Genomic DNA, 20,223 nt, shown 5'->3' on the forward strand with positions numbered 1-20,223 from the left:
GCATCCTGATCAGATGAAATGGAAACCGATGCCGCCCAGCGTGCCGTAATCGGCATGGAACGTATCGCCCGCGCGTGCCGGAATCGGCGCCGTGAACGAGCCGCTCAGGATCACATCGCCGGCGCGCAAGACATCGTCTTCGTTTGCCTGAAGGGTCAGGCGCTCGCCCAGTCGGCCGCTTCGCTCGCACCGCTCGTGGGCCCGCACACGCATATCGTCTCGGCGATGAACGGCGTGCCCTGGTGGTTTCTCCACGGCTTCGGCGGCACGCATGCGAACGGCCCGCTCGAAGCGGTCGATCCCGGTGGTGTCGTCTCCATGGCGTTGCCGCCCGCGCAGGCTTCGGGCTGTGTCGTGCATCTGTCGTCGTCGATTGCGGGGCCGGGCGTGATCCGCAAGGGCGGCGGCAATCATCTGATCGTCGGCGAGGGCTCGGCGCACATGGCCGCGCGCGCACAGGAAGCGCGCGAGCTGCTTGCGCGGGCCGGCTTCGAGGTCACGAAGGCCGCGCCGATTCAGGCCGATATCTGGGCGAAGCTCTGGGGCAACATGACGATGAACCCCATCAGTGCGCTCACGCGCTCGACCGCCGACGTGATTCTCGACGACCCGCTCACGGCGCAGCTCGTGAGCGCGGTCATGGCCGAGGCGCGTGCGATCGGCGAAGCGCTCGGCATTCGCCTCGCGATGACCATCGAGGAGCGCAACGCGATCACGCGCAAGCTAGGCGCGTTCAAGACCTCGATGCTGCAAGACGTGGAAGCGGGCCGCTCGCTCGAAGTCGAAGCACTTCTTGGCGCGCCCTATGAACTGGCACAGCGTGTGGGCGTCGCGGCGCCCTCGCTCGGCATGCTCTACGGTCTGGCGCGGCAGCTCGACGCGAATCTCGAAGCGGCGCGCCAGAAAGGCTAACCGTCAATCCTCGAGCGGCTTGCCCGTAAGGTCGCGAATAAACGGCAACGCGAGGCACGAGATCGCCACGCACGCCATCACGTACCACGCGGGCGCGAGCAGATTGCCCGTGCTCTTCACGAGCCAGGTGGCAACGGTCTGCGCGAAGCCGCCGAAAATCGCCACGCCGATGCCGTAGACGATCGCCATGCCTGTCGCGCGTACGGCGCGCGGGAACATCTCGGGCAGCATCGTGATGGAGGGCGCGGCCTGCAGCCCAAGCAGCACGCTCAGGCCGCCTACGGTGACCAAAAGACGCGCGGCATCGGGGCCGCTCGCGAGCCACAGGAACGCCGGGTAGATCAACAGCAGGACACCCACGCGCGGCCAGAAGATCAGCGCGCGGCGGCTGAACCGGTCGCAGAGCAGGCCCGATACGGGCGCCACCAGAAAGGTCACGACGCCGGAAACGAGCCCCGCGAGCAAGGCCGTGGGCGCGGGCACCTTCAGTTCGTGAATCGCATACGTCGGCATATAGAACGTGACGACATAGGCCGTGACCGTGGAGCCGATCGTCAGCAGGATGCCGAGCGCCGCGCGCCGCCAGTGATCGCGCAGCACGGCGAGCACCGGCATGCGCACCACGCTCCCCTGCGGCGGCAACTGCTCGTCAAGACGCCGGCGAATCCACATACCGAGCGGCGCGATCGCCACGCCCATGAGGAAAGGCACGCGCCAGCCCCAGACGAGCAGCGTGTCGGCGGCGAGGAAAGTCGTCAGGAGTCCGGCCGTTAATGCGCCGAGCGAAACGCCCATCCCCTGGCTCGCGAACTGCCAGCTGCCGAGCAGGCCGCGATTGACGGGCGTGCCCGCCTCGATCAGCAGCGTGGTGGATGCGCCCACTTCGCCGCCCGCGGAAAATCCCTGCAGCAAGCGCGCGAACACGATCAGGACCGGCGCGGCCACCCCGATCTGCGCGTAGGTGGGGGCGAGGCCGATCAGCATGCAGCCCAGCGCCATCATGAAGATGGTGAGCGTCATGGCGGGCTTGCGTCCGGCGCGGTCGGCATACGCGCCGATCACCACGCCGCCAAGCGGCCGCATGACGAAGCCCACGCCGAAGGTCGCGACCGAGGCCAGCAACTGCCCGTAGCTCGACATGGTGGGAAAAAACAGCTTGCCGATGGTCAGCGCGAAGAAGCTGTAGACGGTGAAATCGAAGAATTCGAGCGCATTGCCGATTGTCGCGGCGACGATCAACTGCGTTCGGCTCAGTTTGCCCTTGCGCACTCCGGTCATGCTGACGCTGTTCATGGCTCTCCTCGTCGGCCTCTGGCGGGCCTGAATGTTGACCGTGCAACGGTAGCATTCGCCCGGGCGCACGCGCCACTGATCAAAACCCGCGTACGCCACGAACCGCGTATGGCAATGAAACGTCCCTTTTATCGGCGCCCGGCATGCGCGTCTCATCCGCGTTCGTAAGGTAAAAGAGGCATACTCCCGGCATAGTCAGCACTCACGTTTCGCGCGCCGCGCCATTTTTTGGCGGTTCCGCAAACGCACTGCGGGCCACCCACGCACAAAGTGGGCACCGAAATTGCGGCAGCGCGTCGAACGTTCCGACGAATCGGGCGCCGGCAGGCTATGCGCCGCGCCAATGCGCTTCCAGCCGCGCACTTTGTCCCGCTGTCTTTTCCTCCGCCGCCACTGAAGGGTCGCCGCAGTCGCGACCCGTAAGCCCATGACAAGGATGTCCCTTTCTTCTGCCTTTCGGTTCCCGCGCGCGTCGCGCCTGCAAGCTCTCGTTGCCGTCCTCGCCGTTTCAGCCGGCCTGACGCTCGCGCTCGGCGCGTCGCGTGCAGCGGCGGCGACACCGGCCACCGTCGCCGAAGCGTTCAAGCCCGGCGCGAGCCCAGCGCGTCCCGCCCAGCCTGCCGCGCCCGCCGCTAATGCCAACGCGGCCAACCCGGCCGCCCCCGTGGCGCTCACGCCCACCCAGGCGCAAGCCGCCCTGCAGGTGCTCGACGATCCCGTGCAGCGCGGCCACATGGAAGACACGCTGCGCGCCATCGCCGCCGCTGGCGCGCTGGCCGTGCCCGCCTCGGCGAGCGCGGCGGCCAGTGCGCCCGCCGCGGCCTCCGGCGCGGCGGCCGCCACGCCCGCTTCGGCGCCGCTCGCGGGCGCATTGCGCTCCAACGGTCTGGTCGTGCAGATCGCCGATCACGCGGCGCACGGCGCGCGCACGATGGGCCAGCATCTGAGCCATACGTTCGCGACGCTGCTCGGCCTCTGGTCCACGCGCAACTGGTGGCAGGACCATCTGAACACGCCGGAAGGCCACGCGCTGATGCTCGCGCTGCTGCGCGTGCTGCTGCTCACGCTCGTGCCCGCGCTCGCGCTCGCCACGCTGCTGCGCCGCGTCGTCGCCACGCCGGAGCGCGCCATTGCCGCGCATCAGGCCGCGAAACAGCGCGAGGACGCCGGCCCTGCGCAAGGCGGCACGCCGACGCCGCAGCCACAAACACCTGAAGCGACGGGCACGAGCCTCGCGCTCGCCGCGCAGGCGAAAGCCGCCGATGCGAAGGCCGACGCGCAACAAGACGCCCTGCGCGAAGCCGCCGGCATGGAGCCGGCCGAGGGCAAGAGCGGCCAGGACGAAAAGGACAGCGACCCGAACGCCGGCCCCAACGCGAACGCGGGCGCCAACGCGGCAGCGCGCGCCACCGTGGTCGCGGCGCAAGCCGAGGACAACGCCAGCGCCTCGCCAAAAACCGCCGCCGACCGCGCGAAAGAGGCGTACCACGCGCTGCGCGGCGCGCATCACTGGCGCCTCTTGCAGCGTCTGCCGGGCGCGTTGCTCGTGATGCTGCTCGAAGTCGTGCCCGTGATCGCCTTCGGCCTGTGCGCCGCGGGCGTGCTGTCGCTCTTCGGCCCCGACGACGCCGCGCCCGCTGAAGCCGTGGGCCAGATCGTCGATACGTATGTGATCTGCCGCGTGATCGTGATGTTCGGCAAGCTGCTGTTCGCGCCCGACGCCGCCGCGCTGCGCCTCGTGCCGCTGCCCGACGACTGGGCCGCTTACGCGCAGCGCTGGCTCGTGCGCGTCGTCGTGATCGGCGGCGTGGGCGGAGCGATTGGCGGCGCGGTGCCGCTCGGCATGACCGAGGACGCGCATCTCGCACTCGTGAAGGTCGTCACGCTGGTCGGCCACCTCGCGCTTGCCGTGATGATCCTGCAGCTGCGCCGCCCCGTGGCCGACGCCATGCGCGCCGCCGCCGCACGCCATGGCTCGTATGCCTGGTTCATGCAATGGTTCGCCGACATCTGGGTGGGCGTGGCGCTCTTCGTCGTCCTCGCGCTCTGGTTCGTCTGGGCGCTCGATCTGCGCGGCGGCTACGCGGCGCTGCTGCGCGCGGGCGGACTCTCGCTCGTCGTGCTGCTCGCCGCGCGCGTGAGCGCCATCGTGCTGCTCGGGGCGTTGAGCCGCGCGTTCGGCTTGCGCGACGATCAGGAGAAGATGAGCTTCGGCCAGCGCCGTGCGTATCGCTATTACCCGGCACTGCGGCGCATCGTCGTCGTGGCGATCTGGATCGTCTCGCTCGACCTGCTGCTGCACGTCTGGGGCCTGCGTCCCGCACGCATTCTCGCGCTCGCGCCGATGGGGCATCTGCTGGGCTCTGCACTCCTCACTATCGTGATCGCCGTCATTGCCGCCGTCGCGATCTGGGAGTTCGCGAACGGCGCGGCCGAGCGGCGCCTGAACGCATGGACCGACGCGGGCGACTTTGTACGCGCCGCGCGACTGCGCACGCTCTTGCCGATGTTCCGCACCACGCTGCTCGTTTCGATCCTCGTCGTGGTCGGGCTCACCGCGCTCTCGCAGCTCGGCGTGAACACCGCGCCGCTAATCGCGGGCGCGAGTATTTTCGGCGTGGCGCTCGGCTTTGGCTCGCAAAAGCTCGTGCAGGACTTCATCACCGGCATCTTCCTGTTGACGGAAAACGCCATGCAGGTGGGCGACTGGGTGACGGTGGCGGGCGTCTCGGGCACGGTCGAGTTTCTCTCGATCCGCACCGTGCGCCTGCGCGGCGGCGACGGTTCGCTCTACACTGTGCCGTTCAGCTCGGTGACGACGGTGAACAACACGAATCGCGGCATCGGCAACGCGGCGGTGAAGGTGCAGATCGCGCATGGCGCGGATCTGCAGCGCGCCATCGACACACTCAAGGACATCGGCGCCGAGATCCGCAAGGAAGACGCGTTCAAGAACGGCATTCTCAGCGACTTCGCATACTGGGGCGTCGATCAGGTGGATGGCGCGGCCGTCACGCTCGTCGGGCAGATTCAGTGTAAGGACTCGGCGCGCTGGGGTGTGCAGCGCGAGTTCAACAAGCGCGTGTTGCTGCGCTTCACGGAGCGCGGCATCGAGCTGGCGAATCCGCAGCGCAACTTCCTCGTGGGCATGGCGCGCGGTGACGATGTCGAAGGGCATACGCACGGCGACGATCACGACGATGACGACGCCACCGACAACGATCGCGCGCGGGCGCAGGCGCACGGCGCTTCGAAGACGGGCGCGCAAGGCGGCAAGCCGCGCGCCGGCCGCGCCGGTGCGTCGGGCGACGGTAACGGGTCGTCGAGCGGCAAGCCGAATTGATGCGTGGACATCATGGCCGGTGCGCGGCTCGCGCGCGCCGGCCTCACCCGTCGCTTCGCCCGATCGATCTCCCGAAAAGTCTCACCGATACGGGGCGAGCAACGTCGCGGCGCAACGCTGGCAGGGTAAAGTTCTCCGTCTAATCAAGGGTCTGCGAGCGGTGGCATGAGGCGCTGCACGCGCGGCGCGGTGAGTCCCGAAGAAGCTCACCTTTCGTCTGCTTGCGCGGCGCGCCCGATATAATCGATTTGCCATTCAACGAGGACATCTCATGAAATCACTGATTGCCCTGGTCGCCGCTGCCACCGTTGCAACGACCGCGTTCGCCGCCAACCCCATCGACAAGTTGCCGTCGGGCGTCGTCGTCGAACACATCAAGCAAGGCACCGGTCCGCAACCCACCGCCACCGACGTCGTGCGCGTGAACTATCGCGGCACGCTCGCGAACGGCACCGAATTCGACAGCTCCGACAAGCACGGCGGCCCGGCGACCTTCCCGCTCAATCGCGTGATTCCGTGCTGGACGCAAGGCGTGCAGAAGATGAAGGTCGGCGGCAAGGCGAAGCTGACCTGCCCGGCGGCGACCGCTTATGGCGATCGCGCGGTCGGCCCGATTCCGCCGAACAGCGATCTCACGTTCGAAATCGAGCTGATCGGGATCGGCCAATAAGGCCAGCAGATTCTGCAGGCAAAAAACGGGCGGTTGAGGTGTCATCCTCGCCGCCCGTTCTTGTTTTTGCAGGGACGCAGGCCTTACGCCTCGACGTCCTCGAAACTGAAGATTTCCGACTGGTCGTTGTACGAAAAGACCTCGCCGTAACGCGCCCACTCGATCACGGTATCGAGCGTTTCTTCGGCGTCGACATCGGAAAGCACGTCCTCCAGCTCCTGCTCGAAGCGCACGCGCGGCGCGCGATGGCCCGGGCGCTCGTCGAGCACCTTCTTGATGCGCGCCGCGAGCGGCACGTTGCGCAGCAGGTGATCGGCGAACATGAGCTTGCGCGCCTGCGTGCCCATCTCCGCAAACACGCGGGCGGGCGGCGTGAGCAGCACATCGCCTTCGCGCACGTCGGCGAAGCCGAGCTGCTGCAGCATTTCCACGATCGGGAACAGGTCGTCGACTTCCAGATGCAGCGAGCGCGCGATTTCCGGCATGTCGGCGCGGCCGTGATACGGTGCGGCCGCCAGCGTTTCGATCAGACCGGCCATGATGTTGGTCGACACGTCCGGCAGGCGGCTGCCCACTTCGAGACGGCGAGTCGTGGCCTCGGCGGCTTCGCGCGCCGTCATCTTCGCGTAGATGTCGTCGACGAGCTTGCGGAACGCCGGGTCGAGCCGGTTGCGCGGATGCTTGAACGGCACCTTGATCTCTGCCGACACGCGCCCAGGGTTCGACGACAACACGAGAATGCGGTCGCACATGAACACCGCTTCCTCGATGTTGTGCGTGACGATCAGCACGGACTTGATCGGCAGACGCCCTTGCGTCCACAGGTCGAGCAAATCGGTACGCAGCGTTTCGGCCGTGAGCACGTCGAGCGCGGAGAACGGCTCGTCCATGAGCAGGAGCGTCGGGTCGACCACGAGCGCGCGCGCGAAGCCCACGCGCTGGCGCATGCCGCCCGAAAGCTCACGCGGATAGGCGTTTTCGAAGCCGTCCAGACCGATCAGGTCGATGGCCGCCAGCGCCCGCTCGCGGCGCTCGCGCGCGCCCACGCCCTGCGCTTCGAGGCCCGCTTCCACGTTCTGCAGCACCGTGAGCCACGGGAACAGCGCGAAGGTCTGGAACACCATCGACACGCCTTCGGCCGGCCCTTCGAGCGGCTTGCCGAGCCAGTTCACCTCGCCTTCGGTCGGCTCGATGAGCCCGGAGATGATGCGCAGCAGCGTGGACTTGCCCGAGCCGGAACGGCCCAGCAAGCCGACGATCTCGCCCTCGCGCAGCGTGAGGTTCACGTCGTCGAGCACGAGGCGCTCGTCCTCTTTCTTCGCGAAGCCGCGCGAAACATGCTTGACGGCGAGCACTTCCTGGCCGGGAGCGGGCCGCATCGGCAGCAGGTCGGAAGAGACGATTTTCGGATTCAGCATGATGTCACTCCATCTCAATCGAGGCGCAGCCGGGACTCGGCGTAGGTGTACAGCGGACGCCAGAGCACGCGATTGAACAACGTAACGAACAGGGACATCATCGCGATGCCCAGAATGATCTTCGGGAAGTCGCCGGCGGCGGTCGTTTGGGCGATGTACGAGCCGAGGCCATGCGCGACGACTTTCGTGTCGCCCCACTGCACGAACTCGGAGACGATGCTCGCGTTCCATGCGCCGCCGGAAGCCGTGATCGCGCCCGTGATGTAGTACGGGAAAATGCCCGGCAGCATGGCCTTCTTCCACCATTGCCAGCCGCGAATGCGGAAGTTCTTCGCCGCTTCCTTGTAGTCGTTCGGATAGGCGCTGGCCCCCGCGATCACGTTGAACAGGATATACCACTGGGTGCCGAGGACGATCAGCGGCGACAGCCAGATGTCCGGGTTCAGGTGAAAGCGCACGATCACGATTACGAACACCGGGAACAGCAGGTTCGCCGGGAACGCGGCGAGGAACTGCGCGAGCGGCTGAACCTTCTCGGCAATCGCCGGACGCAGGCCGATCAGCACGCCGAGCGGCACCCAGATCACCGAAGCGATAGCGATCAAGAGCAGCACGCGAAAGAGCGTGATGAGGCCGAGCACGAACACGTGCCAGACTTCATCGAGCGTGACGCCCGTGCGCACATAGGCCACGACGCGCCACACCACGAACACAGTCAGCGCGATCACGAACGCGGCCCAGACGATGTCGCCGATACGCGAGCGCTTGCTGATCGTGGTGACGACGGGCAGCGACTTCGGCAGTTGCACGCGCAACGGAATGCGCGCGAGCGTGGCGAGCAGGAAGCCCATCGGCACGAGCAGACGGTGAATGAGACGCGTGCGGCGAATCAGGTCGAGCAGCCACGATTCGGGCGCGTCGCCCGAGCTCGTGTTCTCCATGCGGAACTTGTCGGCCCACGCGACGAGCGGGCGGAACAGGAACTGGTCGTACGCGAGAATCACGACGACCATCGCGAGGATCACCCAGCCCACGGCGTGCAGGTTCTTTTCCGCGATCGCCTGGGCCAGATACGCGCCGACACCCGGCAGCGTGATCGTGTTGTTGCCCACCGTGATCGCTTCGGAGGCCACCACGAAGAACCAGCCGCCCGACATCGACATCATCATGTTCCAGATGAGGCCCGGCATCGAGAACGGCACTTCGAGCTTCCAGAAGCGCTGCCAGCCCGTGAGATGGAAACCTCGCGAGACTTCATCCAGATCGCGCGGCACCGTGCGCAGCGACTGGTAGAAGCTGAAGGTCATGTTCCACGCCTGGCTCGTGAAGATCGCGAAGATCGCCGCGAGCTCGGCCCCCAGCACGCGCGAGGGAAAGAGCGCGAGAAAGAACGTGACCGTAAACGAGATGTAGCCGAGCACCGGCACCGACTGCAGGATGTCGAGAATCGGCACGAGCACCTGGCCCGCGCGGCGGCTCTTCGCCGCGAGCGTGCCGTAGACGAGCGTGAAGATGAGCGAGGCCACCATCGCCGCAAGCATGCGCAGCGTGGTGCGCATGGCGTACTCGGGCAGGTTCGCGGGATCGAGCGAGATGGGCTGCGCCTTCAACGTGGCAATGGGCGCCATCGTTTCGTGAAAGCCCACGGCCGCCATTGCGATCAGGCCGATCATCAGCGGGAACGCCACGAAGTCCCAGCGGTTCGGCAGCACGCGCCACGCCGAGGCGTTGGCCGTGCGGTTCAGGTTGAAGCTGAACTCCATTAGCGGCCTCCGTTAGCGAGTACTGGCGTGGGCACGAGCACGCCGGCGCAGGCGCGCGCTGCGCGGCGGGTCGTTCGCAATGTGTGGTTGAACTGGTTCATGTCGAAGCACCGGCGATGGGTTATTGCGCGAATCCCTCGCGCGGCGCGTAGGGCCGGCCAGGCCGGCTGGGCATACGCGCGGGGATCCGTTACTGCTTGTCTGATTCAGACCCGAAACACGCGCGCTCGCAGGTCTCGCCAGCGCGCGGCGAGTCGCGATTCCCGGCAGGGCGGCGGGGCGCTCGCGCGCTCACGCGCGCCGAGCAGATCGGGATGGAAGGTGTGCTGCGTTTGCTGCAGTTGCGACAGATGCGGCAAAAGAAGGCCGAAGTTCATACTGGTTCTCCTGGCGTCGCGGGGGACGCGTGGGGGAGGAAAGCCAGCAGACCCGGCAGGGCGCAATCTTTCAGCGCGCGGCGGCTCGCGTCTGCCCGCTTTCCTCAGTGCAATTCAAAAGGAAGCGGCATAACGGATAACTGTCACTGTCAGACATCGGAACTCCTTATCGTCACGGCGGCTGAGCCCAGGGCTTGCATCGAGTCGGCAGCTCGAACGCGAAGCGGCTTCAAGGGCTTCAAAGCGCGCATGTGTCGATCCGCGCGTCGCGCTCAGGGCGCAACGAACGAACCGTGCCGCAAGCGCGCATCGATCAGGGCGGGCTTACGGCGCGATGTCGGCCATCCGCGGCGCTCGATACGGTCAAGGCGCTGCGGCGTCGGTCGACGCTATTCAAGAGTGCACGAGGATTTACTGCTGGACGCGCACCATCTGCCTGGCTGGCAAGACGGCGGCGGGAAGAAAAGGAGCGCGGACGTCCTGCCGGTCAGGCAGCGAAACTGTTCGAAGATCGACAACTGCTACTGTCCAAGGCGTCAGCCCCTTTTGTTAAGACGGGCGAATTTTAGGCGCGCCACCTGTCCGAAGTCAACACGATTCGCATCCCGCGTCAAATCTCGTGCCAATGTCACCACAGCGCGCACCGGCGGCCCGCTCGGGCACGCGCCCGGTTCGCCACAGCGCATCCCTGGCTCGATCGGCGCGGCCATGCATTTTTTGGGGATGCATCGCCCGCCGGCGGCCTTCCGTCTCTCGCCTCGATCGTCTTTCAAAGAGGATCGTTCACTTCACCATACTGCCTGCTAACTACTGGGTCTGTGCGGCGACGGTCATCCAAGCCGGCCGCAATGTGCGTACCCGGCGTCGCGCGCGTCACGCGCTCTTGCGCAATGCGTGCTGGCTGGCATCGCCTGCGCCCATGCGCTCGAGCCGCTCGCTTGCCTCGGTCAGCGCCCACAGCGGCGCGCCTTGCAACTGGCGGTCGTACACATTCACGAGTTGCGCAACAGCCTCGAATCCCGCATCGTCCAGCTGCCAGCCGCCGCCCGTGTTGCCGCTCTCGAAACAGGCGATCAGCGCGGCATCCGCCGCTCGCACCTGTTCCGGCTCGAGCGTGCCATATCCGGCCTCCGCAATCGATTGCGCGAGCACGTGAGCATGGAGCAACGCGCGTGCGTCGTCGCCGGTGCCGCCGCGGCGCAGCGCGGCGAGCGCGAGATGCACCTGCAGCGCGAGTTCGTTGGCGACCGCGCGCGGGATCGGCAGCAGCATCGACTTGCTACGTCGGGGGCGACCGGCTTGCGAGCGCTGCGGAAAAGGGATGGTCCTGGCCATGGAAGGGCAAGTAAGAGTCTGTTCCGTGCAATAACGGCACGGCGCGCCGAAGGTTAAGCGCCGACCCTCAAATCGAATGTAACTATCAGTGACAGACATGCGCCGCGCATCGCCTGACAGGCGGGCAAGCGGCTGGCGGCGGCCGGCTCAGCGCGGTTCGCGCTCGCCCCCGCCGTCGGCGCGTCGCGCGGCCATGAACGCCTCGATGTGGGCGATGGCCCGCTCGCACTGCTCGAGGCTCAGAAGGTGGATCGACGGATTGGGCAGGTCGAAGCCCAGTTCGTCCCCGAGCCAGCGGATGGCCTTGCCCCGTGCCTCGAAGGCGTTGACCTTGTCGCGCCGCATCTTCGCGGCCACCAGCGGTTCGAGCGCGTCGTGCAGGCGGCTCTTGGCGTCGCGCAGGGCGGCGTTGGCAAGCCGGCCGAGCGGCACGTTGCGCGTGCTGCGCGCGGGCACGCCGATCCAGGCCTCGCAGGGCGTGCAGACCCATAGCGGGCCGTGATCGTCGCGATACGGGTAGGCCTCGTCGGCGAAGCGCGCGAGCACCGCTTTCGCGCCGCAGTAATCGCACAGCGGCTGCGGCAGCGCCTTGACGGGGCGGCCTACGCGCATGCGGCGCTCCTCGGGACGATGGTCGATGGATGCATGACTTGATGGGTGGATGAGAAAAACGGGGGTCCGCTACCTCCGCTGCTGCGAGCGGGCCTCGCGAAAGGATAACGGCAAACCCCGGCGCACGGCAGCGGTGAAACGGGGCGCCGCGGGTTGCCGCATGCGCGATCAGTTCGCGCTGGCGGTGGCGTGCGCCTCTTCGCGCTCGAGCGAGCGCGTGTCGCGCAGGGCCGGAAAGAGCCGCATCCACAGCAGCGCGACGCAGATCGTCGCCACGCCGCCCACCAGCACGGCGCGCTGCGCGCCCCACCAGCCAGCGGTGAGGCCCGACTCGAACTCGCCAAGCTGGTTCGACGTGCCAATGAACAGCGAATTGACCGCGCTCACGCGGCCGAGCTTTTCGTCGGGCGTGCGCAGCTGCACGAGCGACGTGCGCACGACCACGCTCACGACGTCGGAAGCGCCCAGCACCGCCAGCGCCATCAGCGACACGACGATGTCATGCGACAGCCCGAACGCGATCGTCGCGCAGCCGAACACGATCACGCCGCCAAACATCGCGAGACCCGGGCGGCGGCGAAGCGGAAAATGTGCGAGCCAGATCGAGCCCGCCAGCGCGCCCGCGGCCGTCGCCGAGCGCAACAGACCGAGCGCGATGGGCCCGGCGTGCAGGATGTCGCGGGCGAACACGGGCAAGAGTGCCGTCGCGCCGCCGAACAGCACCGCGAACAGATCGAGCGACAGCGCGCCGAGAATGACGGGCTGCGAACGGATGAACGCGATGCCCGAGAACACCGATTCGAGCGTGACGGGGGCTCGCGCGGGCGGTTTGGCGCGCAGCGGGATCGTGCCCGAGAGCGTAGCGGCCGCCGCGAACGCGAGCGAGCAGGCCGCGTAGGCCGGCGTCGCGCCGATGCCGTACAGCAGGCCGCCCAGCGCCGGGCCGACGATGTTCGCGGTCTGGTTCGCCGAGGTCGACCACGCGGTCGCGTTCGGCAGCTGCGAGCGCGGCACGACACCCGGCAGCAAGGACGAAATGGCGGGCGACTCGAATGCGCGCGCTGCGCCCACGCACGCGGCGAGCGCGTAGATGAGCGGCGCGCTCAGCCAGCCGCCGACCGTGCCGGCCGCGAAGGTCAGGGCGGCGGCGCATTCGATGAGCTGGCAGACGGAGGCGATGCGTCTGCGGTCGTAGCGGTCCGCCACGTGGCCGACGACGAGCGTGAGGCAGAACATCGGCAGGAACTGCGCGAGGCCGACGAGACCGAGCGCGAACGCACTATGCGTGAGCGCGTAGATGTGCCAGCCCATGGCGACGGCGAGCATCTGGAACGCGAGCGACGACAGCACGCGCGCGCCATAGAAGCGCTGGAAACCGCGATTGCGCGAAAGGCTGGGCGGGTCGTCGGACGCCGCCTCCGGAGAAGGTGTGGTCATTGAACAGCGGGAAAAAGCGAAAAATCGGGTGCGCGCGCAACGAGGCAATAAGCGAGGCGCAAAGCGGTAATTTTAGTTCATGCGGCGTGGCGCCACAGGAACACGGGCGCCGCGCGATTCATGCGCTCCGTCTCCGAATCGATGTATCCTATAGAATACATCGAACGACCATCCAGCAGACGGAGGCAGGAATTGGCGAGTAGTCGGCGCCTCGTAAGCGCAACAACGGCAATATCGATACCGCAGGTGCGTCGCGTACCCGCGCCGGCCGGTGCGAACGGCTTCGCGGCCACGATCACCACGCTGCGCCCCGCGTCGGGGCACGAGCGCGCGGAGCTGATCCGCGACCTGATCGACGCGTTCCGGCGGCTGCGCAGCAGCATCGAGCGCTTCGAGCGCATGCTCGCGCGTGGCGACGGCGCTGGCAGTGGCGGCATGGCTGACGCGCACGCATCGCCAGCCGGGGTGTCGCTGCAGCCGCTCCTCGTCGCGCTCTCGCGACGCATCGATGTGGCCCGCTTCGCCCGTCAGCGCGAACTCAAGCGCGCGATTCGCGACGCGCGCCGCCTCGACAAGACGCGCGATGCGCTTTTCAGCGACGCGTTCTGTCTCGACACCGAAGCGCTGCGCCGCACCGTGGCCGAACTGGAGCGGCTCGATGCGGCCTTCGTCGGGCTCGGCGTCGAACATGTGCTTGCGCAGCACGCGAACGCGGCCGAAGCGCGCAATTCGAAGCGCGCTGCGAAGCGCAATCGTCCGGGGCGGCCGCAGGCTGGTCAGTGGCCAATGCCGTCGCCGTCACCGGCATCGCAACGACGCTCATGCGCGAAACCGCCACCTGAACCGCGTCCCCCGGCCGTTATCCGGCCTTCGTTATATTCCATTGTATATTGCGCTCTCGACGCGCAGCCAGCCGGGGGCGCCCAGCCGGGGGCGCCCAGCCGGGTCGAGGCGCAGTCGCCGCTCACGCCATGCACAGCCCCGCGTTCCGCAGTGGATCAGAGGTCACCATGCACGCACCGCCGTTCCGCCTCGCCCGCACCCCGGGCGGCACATCTGCCGAAGAGACCACGCTGCGCGCGATGACGAGCGCAGACTGCTGCGGCCCATCGCAAGCCGAACTCGCCCGCGCGCGTCAGCGCACGCGCCTCGTCGAACTCGACGCCCATCTGCATTGCTCCATCATCGGCACCTGCCTGAGCACGCACGAACTGCGCAAGCTCGTCCCTAAATTCACCCGGCTCGACGCCCAGCGCGCGAGCGATCTCGAGATCCATCACGCCGCGGTCGAACTGGCGATCGAAGGCGGCGCAGGCGGCAAGGCATTGCAAAAGGCTCTCGACACCCGCTATGCAGGCGCGGTGCGCCGATTCGCCAGTGCGCGCGACACGCAGGCCGTGCTCGCGCTCTGGAACGACGCGCTCGCGAACGGCGACATCCCGCCCGCGTACTGGGCGGTGATGACACATCCGGCCACGACGATGGAAGTGCGCCAGGCCGCGTTCGGCGAGCTGCACATGCTCTCGCACCTGGTTGGCGCGGCCAATCGCGCGGACTTGCGCCGCCTCGTGGCGCTGGAAGCGGAAAACGCCGAACTCCGGGCCAAGATCGAGCGCCAGCAGGCGCGCCTGCACGAGATGAGCCGTGAGCGCGACGCCGCACGCCAAGCCCTCGACGCGCAGACCGCACAGCTGACGGCGCAGCGCGAAAACACGCCGCAGCACGCGCAACTCGAGGCGCTGCAGGAAGCGCTCGCGGCACGCGACGCGCGGGTCGCGCTGCACACGAGCCGCCGCGAGATCGCGGAGCAGCGCGCGAATGCCGATGCCGCCGCACTCCACACGCTACGCGCGCAGCTCGACGAAGCCCACGCGCTGATCGACGCCTTGCGCGCCGAAGTCCACGCGATGGAGCAGACCACGCAAGCGCACGAAGACCCGCAAGCCCAACGCACGCTTCCCGAGGATGCGTTAAAGGGCCGCCGGATCGTCTACGTGGGTGGCAGGCCGGGTTCGAATCACGCGCTCAGGCGCTGGGTGGAGTCGGCGGGAGGCGAGCTGACCGTGCACGACGGCGGTGTGGAAGATCGCAAGGGCCTGCTCGCCGCAGCCCTCGCCAACGCGGATCTCGCGGTGTTTCCCGTCGACTGCATCGACCACGATTCGATGAGCACGCTCAGGCGCGTGTGCGAACGGCACCAGGTCACGTGGCACCCATTGCGAACGGCGAGTCTCGCCAGCTTCGTCGAGTTGATGATGCGGCTCCATGCGAACGCGCCGCCCACGCTCGCGGCGGTACCCGTCTCGCGTTTCTGCCTGCGCCACGGCTAGGCGCCTGGCGTTGGCGGCAGTGCGCCGCCGCGGCACATCACGTCACATCGCGTCAGGATTTCACGAGTTTGACGAGGGCTTCGATCTCGGCCTCGCAGACCGCCGCCGCACGCGCCTCGATGCTGCGATACAGGCGCACGATCTCTTCGCCCACCGGCGTCAGCATGCTACCGCCGCCGCTCTGCCCGCCATGCTCCGAAACCGTGGCCGGCGACTCCAGCGCGCGGTTGAGTTCATCCATCAGCAGCCACGCGCGGCGGTACGACATGTTCATGCTGCGCGCCGCAGCCGAGATCGAGCCATGTTCGCGGACGGCTTCGAGCAGCGACACCTTGCCTGGACCGAGCGCGATCGTGCCATCCTGAAGGATGCGCATGCGAAAACGCACCTCGGGTCGGCCCGGTTTCTGCGCCTGGGCGGGCGCGGGAGCGTCTGCGCGCGGTTGATCGTTGGGGGACTTGGTCATGCGCGCAAGCATACACGATGCGTGCTACGCGCCGTTCCCCTCTGCATGGCTAACGCCCGGCGGGAAAACAGAAGCCGAAGTCCTCGCAGCCGGGGCAACCGGGCGCAGGTCCTGGCGTGGCGCCCGACGCCAGCGCGAGTTCACGCGCCAGCAGCTTCTTCCAGCGCAAGCCTTCCACGTTGCGCGCCACGACCTCGGGAAAGAAGCGCTCCAGCATGCCTGTCACGTCATCGCGGCCACGCAGGCCGAGATCGCGCCACAGATGATCGGGACGCAGGCACGCGTGGGCAACGATCGCGGCGAGGCAACGCACGTCGTCGGGGTCGGCTTGCGGCGCGGCAAGCGCAACGAGAAAGTCATGCATTGCGGTGGCGAATGCAGCATGCGACGCATCGGCCATCACGTGCGTGTGCAGCGCTTCACTCGTCACCGCACACACGAAGTGCCGCGCACCGAGCGCGTCGAACTGCGCGCGCGTTAGACCGAGCAACGGCAATTCGCCGCGCACCTCGCGCGCCGCAACGAGCCGCGCGAAGAGCCAGGCGTCGGGCGTGCGCGGCGCCTCCGGCGCCCCCGTCAGAGTGTCGCAGCGCGCGACGGCCAGCGCATCGACATCGCGCGGCGGCGCGCCGGAGTCCTGTCTACCGTGTGTCATGGCATTCACGCGAGTTTGGAGCGCATCAACCGTCTACGCCGACGATCACGCTCGATGCCTTGAAAAGCGCCGCAGCCTGCTTGCCCGCCGCGAGGCCGAGACGATCGACGCTGTCGTTCGTTACGATGGCCGCGATCTGCGCACCGCCCGGGGCCGCGAGCACGACTTCGGCGTTCACCGCGCCCTTCGTGACCGACGAAACCGTGCCCGCCACCACATTGCGCGTGGACACCTTGCTCGCATCGCCGTCGACCATGAGGATCACCGACGATGCCTTCACAAGCGCGAAGGCCGGCTTGCCAGCGGCGAGACCCAGCGAAGCGGCGCTGCCATGCGTAATGATCGCGACGATCTCGAGGCCGCCGTCGGCGCGCAGCGTGACTTCGTCGTTGACAGCGCCGGCCTTGACCGCGCTGATCTGGCCGGAGAAATGGTTGCGGGCGCTGGTACGCATAAGGACCTCCACAATTGAACAGAACAATGAAACGGCAAAGAACCGGAGCCTCAGTTTAGCCGTGTCACTGTGACGCGCACAGGCATGGATCGCCAAAATAGCGAATGTCGCAAGCACATGAATACAGCAGTCCATCGTAATATATGGGCCTTTATAACGAACGGGGTGTCGAACATGTTTATCCGCAAGCTGGCGGCCTCAGTCGTCGTGATGAGCGGTGTGATGGGCGCGATGGGTGCGAGCGCCAACGCATTCGCCGACGAATCCGATGTCAACGTGCTCTATGCAGGCTCGCTCGTGAACCTCATGGAAAAGAGCGTGGGCCCCGCGTTCGAAAAGGAAACGGGCCTGCATTTCAAGGGATACGCAGCCGGCTCGAACAAGATCGCCAATGAGATCAAGGGCAAGCTGCGCCGCGGCGATGTGTTCATCAGCGCGAGCCCGAAGGTCAACACGAGCCTCATGGGCGAGGCCAGCGGCAATCACGTCACGTGGTACGTGAATTTCGCCGAATCGCCGCTCCTGATCGGCTACAACCCGAAGAGCCGTTTCGCCGCCGACTTCAAGACGAAGCAGTGGGATCAGGTCCTGCAGGAACCGGGCATCCGCCTCGGCCGCACTGATCCGAAGCTCGACCCGAAGGGCGCCTTCACCGTCGAACTCATGACGAAGGCCGCGCAGGCGTACAACCAGCCTGATCTCGTGCAGAAAACACTTGGCACGCCGGAGAATCCCGAGCAGGTGCTGCCGGAAGAAACGCTCGTTGGCCGTCTGCAGTCGGGTCAGCTCGACGCTGGCTTCTTCTACTCGACCGAAACGTCCGACCTGAAGATTCCGGCGATCCACCCCGCGCCTGAACTGAAGATCAAGGCGAACTACACGCTCACGATTCTCAACGACGCCCCCAACAGCGCCGGCGCCGCGCGCTTCGTGAACTTCCTGCTTTCGGCGGAAGGCCGCAAGCTGCTCGCCGAGCACGGCGTGGATGTGACCAGGCCTGCCGTCAACGGTCAGGTCCAGGCGATCCCGCCGTCGGTGCAAGCCGTAATCGACGCTGCACAGCAATGACACAAGCCGCGCAACGTGCCGAACAGGTTGCCGTGAAACGCTCCCAGCCGCTCTGGTGGCTCGGCGCGCTGCTCGCGGTCTACCTGTGCGCGCCGTTCGTTGCGAGCATTCCGCAGATCGGGCAGGCGGACTGGGCCGGCGTCGACTGGCACGCCACCTGGTCGGCGGTTGGCGTGTCGGTCGCGAGCGCGAGCGTGGCCGCACTCGTCATCCTGGTGGGCGGCGTGCCGCTCGGCTATTGGCTCGCGCGTTCGCGCGCGCGCGGCATTGCCCTGCTCGGCTTCGTCGTGCAGTTGCCGCTCGCGTTGCCGCCGCTCACGAGCGGTGTGCTGCTGCTGTTTCTCATCGGGCCGTATAGCGGCATTGGCCAGCTCTTCGGCGGCTCGCTCACCGACTCCTTCACGGGCATCGTGCTCGCCGAGACCTTCGTGGCGGCGCCCTTCCTGATCGTCGCGGCACGCTCGGCGTTCAGCGCCGTCGATCCCGTCTACGACGACGTTGCCGCCACGCTCGGCCATCACGCCGCCAGCCGTTTCTTTCGCGTCACGCTGCCCATTGCGTGGCCCGCTATCCGCGCGGGGCTCGCGCTCGCCTGGCTGCGCGCGTTCGGCGAATTCGGCGCGACCGTGATGGTCGCGTATCACCCGTATTCGCTGCCTGTGTATACCTACGTCGTGTTCGGCGGCCAGGGCCTGCCCGCGATGATGCCGCTCCTGCTGCCCACGCTCGGCATTGCGATCATCTGCGCGGTGCTCTCCGTCTATAGCCGCGGCGCACGCCCGACGCCGGCGGTGAGCCTGGACAACGGCGACGAACTCACCAGTATCACGCCGGCCGCCACCGCGGCAGAAAACGCCGGCCTGCGTCTTGCCTTCGCGGCGCGCCGGCATCTCGGCGCGTTCACGCTCGATGTGGCGTGGCAGCCGCAAACGCACCGGCTCGCGATCATCGGCCCTTCGGGCTCGGGCAAGTCGCTCGCGCTGCGCATCATCGCCGGGCTCGAGCGCAACGACGCGGGCTCTGTCACGCTCGGGGCAACCGACCTCGGCGCGCTGCCGCCCGAGCGCCGCCAGATCGGCTACATGCCGCAGGATTACGGGCTCTTCCCGCACATGACAGTGGCGCAGCAACTCGCGTTTCCTGTCGATGCCGACGCGGCCAGCGCCCGCTACTGGCTCGCGCACCTCGGCCTCGACACGCTCACCGAACGCCTGCCGCGGCAGCTCTCGTTCGGCCAGCGCCAGCGCGTGGCGCTCGCGCGCGCGCTCACGCGGCACACGCAACTGCTGCTGTTCGACGAACCGTTCGCCGCGCTCGACACGCCGCGCCGCCGCCGTCTACAGCAGTCGTTGCGGGCGCTGCAACGCGAAGTAGGCGCAGTGACGGTGATCGTCACGCACGACCCCGACGAGGCGGCGCTGCTCGCCGACGAAGTGCTCGTGATCGAACAGGGCTGCGTGCTGCAGGCGGGCGCCGTGGCCGACGTGTTCCGGCGGCCCGCCACGCTGCGCGTGGCCGAACTGCTCGGCCTGCACAACGTCGGCGAGGGGATCGTGCGTGCCGGTGGCACGATCGAAACGCCGGCGGGACTGCGCCTGCCCTGCGCCGATCCATCGCTTGCGGTGAGCACGCGCGTGATGTGGCGGGTCTCGCCGCGCGCGCTCGTCGCGACGCAGGAAGGCGCGTGGCAAGGGCGTATTGCCGGCACGTCGCTGCGTCACGGAGACCGCTACGTTACCGTCGAGATCGCCGGAGAAACCTTCGATATCGCCGCAGAAGATGCGCCGGCATCGCATGCCGGCGAGCTGCGCTTCTCGATCGACGCGAACGGCGTGCTCGCCTGGCCGGCGTCGCAGGGCGCCTGATTCACCACTCCTGAAAACGCTCACCTTTCGCGGCGACATACCAGCAGCGGTGTCGCCGCTGATGACAAAATAGCCCCTGTTAAAGGGGCTTTTTGCATAAGCGGTTAGCGATCCGATGCGCCATTTCGCACCGTTGCTCACGGTTCCCGAAAACGCTCACCTTTCGGCGTCTCGCGCTCGGACACGCAAGGTTTCGACTGCCAACACCTGGTAGTCGGCAATATT

At 67.4% G+C, this 20,223-nt stretch carries 17 protein-coding genes and 1 pseudogene; 6 read left to right on the top strand and 12 right to left on the bottom strand.

The genetic code is table 11. The annotated features are described in order from the left end of the window. Positions 1–9 precede the first annotated feature (9 nt). Positions 10–138: pseudogene (locus AB4Y43_RS15985) on the bottom strand (2-oxo-hepta-3-ene-1,7-dioic acid hydratase); the annotation flags it as partial. Here AB4Y43_RS15985 and AB4Y43_RS15990 point away from each other — a divergent pair. Further along, positions 133–912, top strand: coding sequence for a 2-dehydropantoate 2-reductase (locus tag AB4Y43_RS15990; RefSeq protein ID WP_368728249.1), 780 nt, complete (start codon positions 133–135; stop codon positions 910–912). The pseudogene AB4Y43_RS15985 and the gene AB4Y43_RS15990 sit on opposite strands and share 6 nt — an antisense overlap. 3 nt (positions 913–915) lie before the next feature. Here AB4Y43_RS15990 and AB4Y43_RS15995 read toward each other — a convergent pair whose 3' ends face one another. Beyond that, complete coding sequence (locus AB4Y43_RS15995; RefSeq protein WP_368728208.1) at positions 916–2,205, bottom strand: MFS transporter; 1,290 nt, start codon at positions 2,203–2,205, stop codon at positions 916–918. Between the two features lie 436 nt (positions 2,206–2,641). Between AB4Y43_RS15995 and AB4Y43_RS16000 the strand changes: the two genes are divergently transcribed. Beyond that, the gene (locus AB4Y43_RS16000; RefSeq protein WP_368728209.1) at positions 2,642–5,548 is read left to right on the top strand and encodes a mechanosensitive ion channel family protein; all 2,907 of its coding nucleotides are present in this window, start codon (positions 2,642–2,644) and stop codon (positions 5,546–5,548) included. A gap of 271 nt (positions 5,549–5,819) precedes the next feature. Further along, positions 5,820–6,218 carry an FKBP-type peptidyl-prolyl cis-trans isomerase gene (locus AB4Y43_RS16005; RefSeq protein WP_069261520.1) on the top strand — a complete coding sequence of 133 codons (399 nt, stop codon included), beginning with the start codon at positions 5,820–5,822 and terminating at the stop codon, positions 6,216–6,218. A gap of 83 nt (positions 6,219–6,301) precedes the next feature. On the opposite strand, the gene AB4Y43_RS16010 is transcribed toward AB4Y43_RS16005, so the two are convergent. The 7 genes from AB4Y43_RS16010 to AB4Y43_RS16040 form a co-directional block, all read right to left on the bottom strand. Then, positions 6,302–7,636, bottom strand: coding sequence for an AAA-associated domain-containing protein (locus AB4Y43_RS16010; RefSeq protein WP_069261521.1), 1,335 nt, complete (start codon positions 7,634–7,636; stop codon positions 6,302–6,304). A gap of 14 nt (positions 7,637–7,650) precedes the next feature. Next, positions 7,651–9,399, bottom strand: a complete 1,749-nt coding sequence (locus tag AB4Y43_RS16015; RefSeq protein WP_368728210.1) for an ABC transporter permease — start codon at positions 9,397–9,399, stop codon at positions 7,651–7,653. A 206-nt stretch (positions 9,400–9,605) separates the two neighbouring features. Further along, positions 9,606–9,776, bottom strand: coding sequence for a hypothetical protein (locus AB4Y43_RS16020; protein WP_176732804.1), 171 nt, complete (start codon positions 9,774–9,776; stop codon positions 9,606–9,608). Positions 9,777–10,649: 873 nt separating this feature from the next. Beyond that, on the bottom strand, positions 10,650–11,048 hold the full coding sequence (locus AB4Y43_RS16025) for a hypothetical protein (RefSeq protein WP_342946863.1): 399 nt from the start codon (positions 11,046–11,048) through the stop codon (positions 10,650–10,652). A 210-nt stretch (positions 11,049–11,258) separates the two neighbouring features. Next, on the bottom strand, positions 11,259–11,723 hold the full coding sequence (locus AB4Y43_RS16030) for a zinc-finger-containing protein (protein ID WP_069261524.1): 465 nt from the start codon (positions 11,721–11,723) through the stop codon (positions 11,259–11,261). Between the two features lie 168 nt (positions 11,724–11,891). Further along, entirely contained in the window at positions 11,892–13,160 is a 1,269-nt protein-coding gene (locus AB4Y43_RS16035; RefSeq protein WP_342946862.1) for an MFS transporter, read from the bottom strand. 72 nt (positions 13,161–13,232) lie between these two features. Continuing rightward, positions 13,233–13,865 (bottom strand): hypothetical protein, encoded by a 633-nt coding sequence (locus AB4Y43_RS16040; RefSeq protein ID WP_368728211.1) that lies wholly within the window; start codon positions 13,863–13,865, stop codon positions 13,233–13,235. A 305-nt stretch (positions 13,866–14,170) separates the two neighbouring features. On the opposite strand from AB4Y43_RS16040, the gene AB4Y43_RS16045 reads away from it, so the two are divergent. Beyond that, the gene (locus AB4Y43_RS16045) at positions 14,171–15,490 is read left to right on the top strand and encodes a DUF2325 domain-containing protein (protein WP_368728212.1); all 1,320 of its coding nucleotides are present in this window, start codon (positions 14,171–14,173) and stop codon (positions 15,488–15,490) included. 52 nt (positions 15,491–15,542) lie between these two features. Here AB4Y43_RS16045 and AB4Y43_RS16050 read toward each other — a convergent pair whose 3' ends face one another. The 3 genes from AB4Y43_RS16050 to AB4Y43_RS16060 all read right to left on the bottom strand — a co-directional run bounded on the left by AB4Y43_RS16050 (position 15,543) and on the right by AB4Y43_RS16060 (position 17,065). Continuing rightward, positions 15,543–15,866 carry a winged helix-turn-helix domain-containing protein gene (locus AB4Y43_RS16050; protein WP_069261862.1) on the bottom strand — a complete coding sequence of 108 codons (324 nt, stop codon included), beginning with the start codon at positions 15,864–15,866 and terminating at the stop codon, positions 15,543–15,545. A 139-nt stretch (positions 15,867–16,005) separates the two neighbouring features. Beyond that, the gene (locus AB4Y43_RS16055) at positions 16,006–16,611 is read right to left on the bottom strand and encodes a nitrogen fixation protein NifQ (RefSeq protein ID WP_368728213.1); all 606 of its coding nucleotides are present in this window, start codon (positions 16,609–16,611) and stop codon (positions 16,006–16,008) included. Positions 16,612–16,636: 25 nt separating this feature from the next. Further along, a complete protein-coding gene (locus AB4Y43_RS16060; RefSeq protein WP_069261529.1) occupies positions 16,637–17,065 on the bottom strand; it encodes a molybdopterin-binding protein in 429 nt (142 codons plus the stop codon). A gap of 222 nt (positions 17,066–17,287) precedes the next feature. Between AB4Y43_RS16060 and AB4Y43_RS16065 the strand changes: the two genes are divergently transcribed. Together AB4Y43_RS16065 and AB4Y43_RS16070 are read left to right on the top strand one after the other, a co-directional pair. Next, the gene (locus AB4Y43_RS16065) at positions 17,288–18,133 is read left to right on the top strand and encodes an extracellular solute-binding protein (protein ID WP_368728250.1); all 846 of its coding nucleotides are present in this window, start codon (positions 17,288–17,290) and stop codon (positions 18,131–18,133) included. A gap of 32 nt (positions 18,134–18,165) precedes the next feature. Continuing rightward, the gene (locus AB4Y43_RS16070) at positions 18,166–19,998 is read left to right on the top strand and encodes an ATP-binding cassette domain-containing protein (RefSeq protein WP_368728214.1); all 1,833 of its coding nucleotides are present in this window, start codon (positions 18,166–18,168) and stop codon (positions 19,996–19,998) included. The last annotated feature ends 225 nt before the right edge of the window (positions 19,999–20,223 follow it).

The sequence above is a fragment of the Paraburkholderia sp. BR10872 genome (assembly GCF_040965835.1).
Taxonomy (GTDB): Bacteria; Pseudomonadota; Gammaproteobacteria; order Burkholderiales; family Burkholderiaceae; genus Paraburkholderia; species Paraburkholderia nodosa_A.